The following is a 7,679-nucleotide window of genomic DNA, read 5'->3' on the forward strand; positions in this document are numbered from 1 at the left end:
GCCTCTCAGAAGGTCCGGGCGCGCCGGCCGGCGCGCAGGTACGCGAGGGCGAACACGAGCGACAGGAGGACGAGCAGGTTGCTCATCGCGGCACCGCGTCCGAAGTCGAACTGTCGGAAGGACAGTTCGTAGGACCGGGTGGCGAGGGTCTCCGTGGCGCCGGCCGGTCCGCCGCCCGTCACCACCAGGACGAGGTCCAGCACCTTGAGCGTGTAGACCGCGCCCAGCACCAGCACGACGCCCACCACCGGCCGCAGCAGTGGCCAGGTGATGTGGCGGAACGACGCCAGCGGGCCGGCGCCGTCCAGCTCCGCCGCCTCGTACAGATGGGTGGGGATGTCCCGCAGTCCGCCGTACAGGATCGCGGTGTTGAAGGGGATGCCGACCCAGATGTTGACGAGGACCACCGACACCAGCGCCTGCGAGGTGCCGGTGAGCCAGGGGACACCGGAGGAGGAGAGGTGGAGGCCGCGCAGCGCGGTGTTGACCACTCCCGAGTCGGGGTCGAGCATCCACCTCCAGGTGGCTCCGGAGGCGACCAGCGGCAGCAGCCACGGCAGCAGCAGGAGCGATCGCAGCACGTCACCGAGCGGGAAGCGGCGCCGGAAGAAGAGGGCGAGGGCCAGTCCGACGGCGAACTGCCCCAGGACCGAGCCGACGGTGAACAGGGCCGTGGTCAGCAGGGTCCCGGGGAAGAGGTCCGAGGAGAGGACGCTCGCGTAGTTCCGCAGCCCCACGAACGGCGCGTCACCCGTGAAGAACGTCGTGACGGTGTGCCGGCGGAAGCTCATCACGAGGTTCGCGACGAGCGGGTAGCCGAAGAACAGCGCCAGGTACGCCGCGGCGGGTGCGATGAACAGCCACTGCGCGGTTCGCTCCCGCAGGCGCCCCGGGAACCGGTCAGTCGGCGGTCGCGAGCCGCTGCGCATTCCTGAGGGCCTCCTCCGGTGTCCGCTCGCCCGTCAGCGCGGACTGGACCGCGGTGTAGATCGCCGTCGCCGCCTTCGGCCAGTCGACCCCGAGCTCGTCGGTGCGGGCGCGCGCCGCCTCCACGCTCCCGGCGAAGGCGGCCATCGAGGGGACCTCCTCGGCGTACCGGGCGGCCACCGCGGTGCGTGAGGGCACGGTGAAGTGCTGCCTGGCCGCGGTGAGCATGTTCGCGGGGCCGTTCAGACAGGCGAGGACCCGGGCGGCCTTCTCCTGCCGGGCCTTGGAGGGGCTCCTGGGAACCGTCCAGACCTCACCGCCGAGCGGTGTGACCGGGGCCTGCCCCAGCTGGGGGACGGGCACCGGGGCCACTCCCCAATGCAGGTTCCCCTCCTGGTTCAGGGCCGGGATCCGCCACGGGCCGTTGATCATCATGGCCGTCTTCCCGGCGACGAACTGGTCGTGGACGTCGGCCTGCGTCCAGTTCAGCACGGACTTCGACATGGATCCGCTGTTCACCAGGTCGACCCAGAGCCGGAGCGCCTGCGCGGCCTGGGGCGTGTCCAACTGCCGCTCGTCACCGCCGTTGGACCACAGGAAGGGCAGGAACTGCCAGGTGCCCTCGAACGTGGGGTTGGCGTCGACCGCCATGCCGTAGCGCCCGGGACGGGTCAGCGCGGCGGCCGCCGCCTTCAGCTCGTCCCAGGTCCTCGGGACGGCGACACCGGCCTCGTCGAGCATGTCCTTGTTGTAGACGAGGGCGACGGTGCTGACGTTGGGCGCCAGTCCGTAGACCGATCCCTGGTAGCTGCCCGCCGACAGGATGCCCTGGGCGAAGCCGCCGGAGTCGATGCCGAACTCGTCCAGCGGGGCCAGCGCGCCGGTCCGGGCGATCTGCTGCACGTCGGGGTTGTCGAGCATCAGCAGGTCGGGGAGGGTGCGCGAGGACGCCTGCTGCAGGACCTTGGGGATGAGGGAGGCCCCCGGGACGCTCGTGTGCTCGACCGTCACACCGACCGTGCGGCCGCACTCGGTGAGCATCTCGCCCCACTGGGCGTGTTCGGTCGCGTCCGTGTAGTAGTCGAGCGCGGTGATGGAGGTCACCTCGCCGTCGCCGCCACCGGACCCGGAACCGGCACCGCACCCGGTGGCGGCGGGCACCAGGAGGAGGGTCCCGGTCAGGAGTGCGGCGATCCGCCGCACCGACGATCTGGCCGGTGGGATCATGCTGGTGCCTTTGCCGGGTGACTGGATGACCGGGCGACCGGGGTCGGTCGCGCGAGGGGGACGGACGCCGGGGGCCGCGGAGCGGTCCGACCGGACTCCTCCGTTCGAACGCTCATTAAACACCCCCGGTCGTACCCGTCGTGTGCCCGGTGGCCTGCCGGATCACCGGTCGGGCAGGGCCGCGACCAGATTGGCGAGCTGGACCCGGGAGCTGATCGACAGCTTGCGGAAGACGGACGTCAGGTGCGTGTTGACGGTGTGCGGGGAGACGACGAGCACGTCCGCGGCCGACCGGTTGGTGTGGCCCTGGGCGATGAGGTCCGCGACCTTCCGTTCCGAGGCCGTGAGCGCGCCCCACCCCTCGACGGGGCGCCGCCCCGCGGCCGCCCTGCGGCCGCCGGACCCGGCCTCCTCCAGGGCGCGTTGCACGTCGGCCACCGCGGCATGGGCGCCCGACGCGGCGAAGGCGCCCCGCGCGTGGGTCAGCGCGGCCACGGCCCGGCCCTTGCGTCCCGCCGTCAGGAGGGCCCGTCCGAGGTCGGCGTACGCGGCGGCCCGGACCAGCGGGCGGGGGCTCGCCCCGAGCAGCTCCACGGAGTGTTCGAGCAGGGCGGGATCGCCCTCCACGAGCCCGCGGGCCTGCGCGGCGATGCCCCTGGTGGTCGGCACGGACGGGTTGCGCCCGGCGTGGGCCTCGGCCTGCGCGGCCAGGTCCCCGGCGAGCTCGCGCTCCCCGGCGCGCAGGGACATGCGGATCGCGGCATCGACCCAGTCCCGCAGGAGCCGCCACCGCATCAGGGATCCCTCCCGCTGCACCTGGCGGATCCGGTCGACGGCGAGCCCGGTGTCCCCGTCGGCCTCGGCGTGGACGGCCTCCAGGAAACGCACCGCGGCCGTGTTGCCCGGGTTCGGTTTGACCGCCATCCGTTCCCGCGCCGCGTCCAGGTGCTCCCGTGCCGCCTCCCGGTCGCCGCGCAGCAGGGCGATCCGGGAGCGGATCACGCGACCGTTCACCTGCTGGACGGGCACCCGCACCTCGTCCTCCAGGCGCTCCATGGTCGCGAAGCCGGCCTCGGCGTCGTCGAGCCGGCCGAGGCCCAGATCGTGCTGGCCCTGCGCCCAGAGCAGCATGGCCTGGCGCGTCGCCCCGGGCCCGTCCGCCGCCCCCAGGAGCAGGCGCTCGGCAGACCCGAAGTCGTCCGTGTGCACGTGCGCGACGATCTCCTCCGGAAGGAACACGGGATCGACGGCGCTCAGCGCGGCGAAGCGCCGCAGCGCGAGCGCGTTCTCACCCGCGTTCAGCGCGATCTCGCCCAGCCCGGACAGGGCCAGGACGTGCGCCTCGCGGTCACCGGCCGCGATGGCGTCGCCCAGTGCCGTCTCGCCGGCCGCCCGCGCCGCGAGGAGATCACGCCCCCGGGACAGCGCCAGTGCGCGCAGGGCGGCCAGCCTGGCACGGATCTCCGGGGCGAAGCCCTCCACGGCGAGCGCGGCCTCGGTCCGGCGGCGCAGCTCGTCGGTGAGATCCATGATCCACAGCGTCCCGCCGAGGGCGGCCTGGAGCCGGCCGAAGGTCTCCAGGGGCGGGCGCTCGGCCAGCAGCCGGTCGCCCGCCGACAGCGCCTCCCGGTTCCGGCCGGCCCTGGTCAGGCAGAGGATCGTCTGCTCGCCCACGGCGAACCTCAGCGGCCCCGCCGACGGCACCAGGTCGAGGGCACGCGTCATCAGGTCGGCCGCCTGGCCCGGCGTGACCGGCAGGACGTCCTCGGCCGCCCGCCGCAGCAGTGCCACGGCCTCCTCGTCCCCCGGTACCGCGCCCCTGAGGACGTGCGGCACCGCGTCGGCCGTCGGCCGGCCCGCGGCGACGAGGCTGCGGGCGGCCTCGCGGTGCAGCGCCCGCCGCGCCGACGGCGGGATGTCGGCGTAGACCGCCTGGCGCAGCAGGTCGTGCCGGAAGACCAGAAGATCGCCGTCGTCGTCCAGGAGCCCGGCCCGTACGGCCTCCTCCAGCGCCGGGATCAGCGCGGTGGTCGGCCGGCCGCAGAGCGCGGCGGCGTCCTGGAAGCCGAACCCGCGGCCCAGCACCGCCCCCATCCGCAGGAAGCGCAGCGTGCCGGGCCGCAGGGACCTGAGCCTGCCGCGCACGCCCACCACGAGCCCGGACGGCACGGCCTCCGCCGAGGCCTCGGCGCCGCGCAGACCCGCCAGCATCTCGACCGCCAGGAAGGGGTTGCCGCCCGCTCCGTCCAGCGCGGCCCGCACCCGTCCGTCCGCCACCGCCCCGAGCGTGTCGCCGGCCAGCTGGCCCAGGGCCGCGCCGGACAGCGGGCCCAGCGGCACGGTGACCGTCGGGAGGCCGCCGGCCGCGGCCGCGACGATCTCCTCGGCCGGGCCCGAGGGCTCCCGGCGCGAGGTCAGCGCCCAGAGCACCGGCGAGGTCCGCAGCCGCGTCGGGAGCTGCTGCAGGGCGAACCGGCTCAGCGCGTCGGCCCACTGCACGTCGTCCAGGCCGACCAGGACCGGCACGCTGCCCGCCCTGGCCTCGATGGCCTCCGCCAGTCGTTCCACCAGCCAGATCCGCTGATCGTGCCCGCGGGCGAGATCGGCGAAGGCGTAGCCGGACAGCAGCGGCCGCTCGCCGTTCAGGACGGCGCTGGCCAGCGACGAGAGCGGCACGATGTGGTGCAGTTCGTCGGCCCGGCCGACGCCGACGGAGAATCCCGCCGCCCCGGCCCTGGCGGCGGCCTCGGCGAGCAGGGTGGTCTTGCCGATACCCGGCTCCCCCTGGATCAGGGCCAGCCCCCCGCTTCCGGTGCGGGCCACCGAGGCGATCAGCGCCTGGAGCTGCTCCAGCTCGGCCTCCCGGCCGCGCAGGCCGCTACGGGAGAGCGGACCGCCTGCCTCTGCCATGTCCGCCTTCCCGCTCGTCCTCGCCTGCCCACGCCGGGCTCCGTCCGTGCCGACGGACGGCCCTGCTCCTCCGCTGTTCGCGGCCTACCGAGGGTACGCCGTACGCGGATGCTCACCGCGGGTCGAGTCCGTCGGCGGAGGCGTTGCTACAGAGCGATGAAGTTCCGTCGGGCAATCCCTACGCCGGTCGGTGGTCAGCCGGCCCGGCGCGCCGCGAGAATTCCGTCATCAGCTGCCGCTCATCCCAGCCGGCGCCCCCCTCGCATTCGTACAGCACCATCGAACCGGTCGGAGCCCCTTGTGATCCCGTCGGGACCCTCGCCCATGCCCGAACCCGAGCACCACCTGCCCGATCAGGCCGCCGGCGCCTGCATCGACGTCCTGTCCCCGCCGCCCGGCGTCGATCCCGAGGACTGCCTCTACGTCGCGCTGCACATCGACGGCACGGCCCTCGTCCGGCGCCACGGTGTCAGTACCGCGCTGGCTCCGGGGGACCTGCTGATCGGTACCTCGCCGCATCCGGCCGGCCTGCTGCGGGAGGCCGGGTGCCGGACGGTGCGTTTCCGGCTCCCGTGCTTCTACCTGGGGGTGCGTCACGGTGACGTGCGGCGTACGGGTGGTCTGGTGGCGCGGGGGAGCGAGGGTGTCGGTGCGCTCGCCTCGCAGTTCCTGCTGACGTTGGCCGCGCGGGTGCGGGACCGGGCCGGGGTGCCCGGGGCGCGGCCTGGTGACCACCTCGCGCGCAGTGTCTCGGATCTCGTGGCGATCCTGGTGACGGAGTTGTTGGAGGAGGAGGGTCCTGGGCAGCCGGGTGGTGGCTCGGCGGAGCTGCTGGCGCGGATCCGGGCCCACATCGAGGAGAACCTGGCGGATCCGGACCTCGCGCCGGAGTCGATCGCCCGGGCGCAGCACATCTCGGTGCGCTATCTGCACAAGCTGTTCCAGCAGGAGGGGATGACGGTGGGCCAGTGGGTGCGGCAGCGGCGGCTGGACGCGTGCCGGCGGGAGCTGGAGCGTCCGTCCCGGCGGCAGACCAGCGTGTCCGCGGTCGCGCACCGGTGGGGCTTCGTGAGCCACTCCCACTTCAGCCGGGCGTTCCGCGACGCCTACGGGGTCTCGCCCCGCGAGTGGCAGGCCTACGCGGCGCAGACCGACGACCGTCGTCCTTCCTGAACCCGTCCTCGCAGCCCAGTCGCGTCCGGCCGTCCGGCGCCATCCGAAAGGCCGCCATGTCCTCCACCCGGCCCACCGTCGTGCTCGTCCACGACGGCTGCTCCGACGCCAGCACCTGGTTCGGCGTCGTCGCCGAACTCCAGTGGCGTCGGCTCACGGTCCTCGCCGTCGCCAACCCGTTGCGGGGCCTGGCCCATGACGCCGCCTACCTGGCGTCCGTGGTGGCGGGCATCGACGGCCCCGTCGTGCTGGTCGGCCACTCCTACGGGGGCGCGGTGATCACGGAGGCCGGCTCCGCGCCGAACGTGGTGGCACTGGTCTACGTGGCGGCCTACCTGCCCGACGTGGGGGAGAGCCACCAGGCGCTCGCGGACCGGTTCACCCCCGCACCGCTGATCTCCCGGCTGCGGCGCACGGAGTTCACCACCGGCGGCGCCCAGCGGGAGACGGAGCTCTCCGTGCCGGCGGAGTGCTTCCGGCCGCTGGTCGCCGCCGACCTCGACCCGGAGGTGGCGCAGGTGCTCGCCGCGCTCCAGCGCCCGGCCGCCGAGCGGGTGCTGACCGACGAGCCGACGGTGGCGGCCTGGCGCGGCACGCCCTCCTGGGCCCTGGTGACGGGGGCCGACCAGGCGCTGGCGCCGTCGATCCAGCGCTTCACCGCGCAGCGGGCCGGCGCCACCGTCCTCGAACTGCCCGAGGCCTCCCACAGCGTGGCGGTCTCCCGGCCCACGGCGGTCGCGGAACTCATTCAGGACGCCGCCAGGCCGGGTCGTGTACGGTCTATGAACCTCCCGATTCAGGAGACCGGACCCACTGAACGACGAGACGGTCGGCACCGGACCGGTTGAGAGGTTCGGCCAGGCGCGCCCGGCCGTGGTGTGCTCCCCGTACACGGTCAGGCCTTTTCGATCACGCCAGGAGCGAGAGTTGTCCGACCCCACGCCCTCTCAGGTCCGGAGACCGGTGCTCGACCGGGCGCTCCAGGAGTTCCTGGACGCCCGAGCCGGAGCGGCGCGGACGGAACCGCCGGACCTCTCCTTCCTCGCCCTCGACAGCCTGCCGAGCATCAGCTCGGACGAGGACCCGGACGACCCGTACGGCACGACGTCGGAGTGGCTCGCGCTGCCCTGCGGGCCGACCGGGCGGGTGCGCGTCCAGGTGACCAGGCCGGTCGGCGCCGTCGAGCCCAGTCCCGTGGTGCTGTTCCTGCCCGGCCTGGGCTGGTCGCTCGGCGACGCCGACTGCTACGCCCGGCTGGTGCGGGAGTTCGCCCTGGGCACGGACGCCGCCGTCGTCTACGTCGACTACGCCCGGGCACCCGCCGCCCGCTACCCGGTGGCCGTCGAACAGTGCCACGCCGTGGCCCGCTGGATCCACGAACACGGCCACGAGATCGGACTGGAGGGGGACCGGATCGCCGCCGTCGGCGACTCCGCGGGAGC

6 protein-coding genes are annotated in these 7,679 nt (G+C 74.1%); 3 read left to right on the forward strand and 3 right to left on the reverse strand.

What is annotated here, in order from left to right:
* Window positions 1–5 precede the first annotated feature (5 nt).
* The 3 genes from ABZ449_RS36710 to ABZ449_RS36720 form a co-directional block, all read right to left on the reverse strand.
* Window positions 6–929, reverse strand: coding sequence for a sugar ABC transporter permease (locus tag ABZ449_RS36710; protein WP_360354890.1), 924 nt, complete (start codon window positions 927–929; stop codon window positions 6–8).
* Complete coding sequence (locus ABZ449_RS36715) at window positions 901–2,154, reverse strand: ABC transporter substrate-binding protein (protein ID WP_360354893.1); 1,254 nt, start codon at window positions 2,152–2,154, stop codon at window positions 901–903. Before ABZ449_RS36715 ends, ABZ449_RS36710 begins: the two co-directional genes overlap by 29 nt.
* Window positions 2,155–2,316: 162 nt before the next feature.
* Window positions 2,317–5,064 carry an AAA family ATPase gene (locus ABZ449_RS36720; protein ID WP_360354896.1) on the reverse strand — a complete coding sequence of 916 codons (2,748 nt, stop codon included), beginning with the start codon at window positions 5,062–5,064 and terminating at the stop codon, window positions 2,317–2,319.
* A gap of 324 nt (window positions 5,065–5,388) precedes the next feature.
* Here ABZ449_RS36720 and ABZ449_RS36725 point away from each other — a divergent pair, with 324 nt between their 5' ends.
* The 3 genes from ABZ449_RS36725 to ABZ449_RS36735 all read left to right on the forward strand — a co-directional run.
* On the forward strand, window positions 5,389–6,237 hold the full coding sequence (locus tag ABZ449_RS36725) for a helix-turn-helix domain-containing protein (RefSeq protein WP_360354899.1): 849 nt from the start codon (window positions 5,389–5,391) through the stop codon (window positions 6,235–6,237).
* A 56-nt stretch (window positions 6,238–6,293) separates the two neighbouring features.
* Window positions 6,294–7,085 carry an alpha/beta hydrolase gene (locus tag ABZ449_RS36730; RefSeq protein WP_360354901.1) on the forward strand — a complete coding sequence of 264 codons (792 nt, stop codon included), beginning with the start codon at window positions 6,294–6,296 and terminating at the stop codon, window positions 7,083–7,085.
* A gap of 79 nt (window positions 7,086–7,164) precedes the next feature.
* On the forward strand, window positions 7,165–7,679 hold a 515-nt coding region (locus ABZ449_RS36735), incomplete at its 3' end, for an alpha/beta hydrolase (RefSeq protein WP_360354904.1).

It is taken from the genome of Kitasatospora sp. NPDC005856, assembly GCF_040629945.1.
In the GTDB taxonomy this organism is placed as follows: domain Bacteria; phylum Actinomycetota; class Actinomycetes; order Streptomycetales; family Streptomycetaceae; genus Kitasatospora.

Coding starts and splice junctions, on each gene's coding strand:
- ABZ449_RS36720 (WP_360354896.1), bottom strand. CDS start 5,064: ATGGCAGAGGCAGGCGGTCCGCTCTCCCGTAGCGGCCTGCGCGGCCGG.
- ABZ449_RS36730 (WP_360354901.1), top strand. CDS start 6,294: ATGTCCTCCACCCGGCCCACCGTCGTGCTCGTCCACGACGGCTGCTCC.
- ABZ449_RS36725 (WP_360354899.1), top strand. CDS start 5,389: ATGCCCGAACCCGAGCACCACCTGCCCGATCAGGCCGCCGGCGCCTGC.
- ABZ449_RS36710 (WP_360354890.1), bottom strand. CDS start 929: ATGCGCAGCGGCTCGCGACCGCCGACTGACCGGTTCCCGGGGCGCCTG.
- ABZ449_RS36715 (WP_360354893.1), bottom strand. CDS start 2,154: ATGATCCCACCGGCCAGATCGTCGGTGCGGCGGATCGCCGCACTCCTG.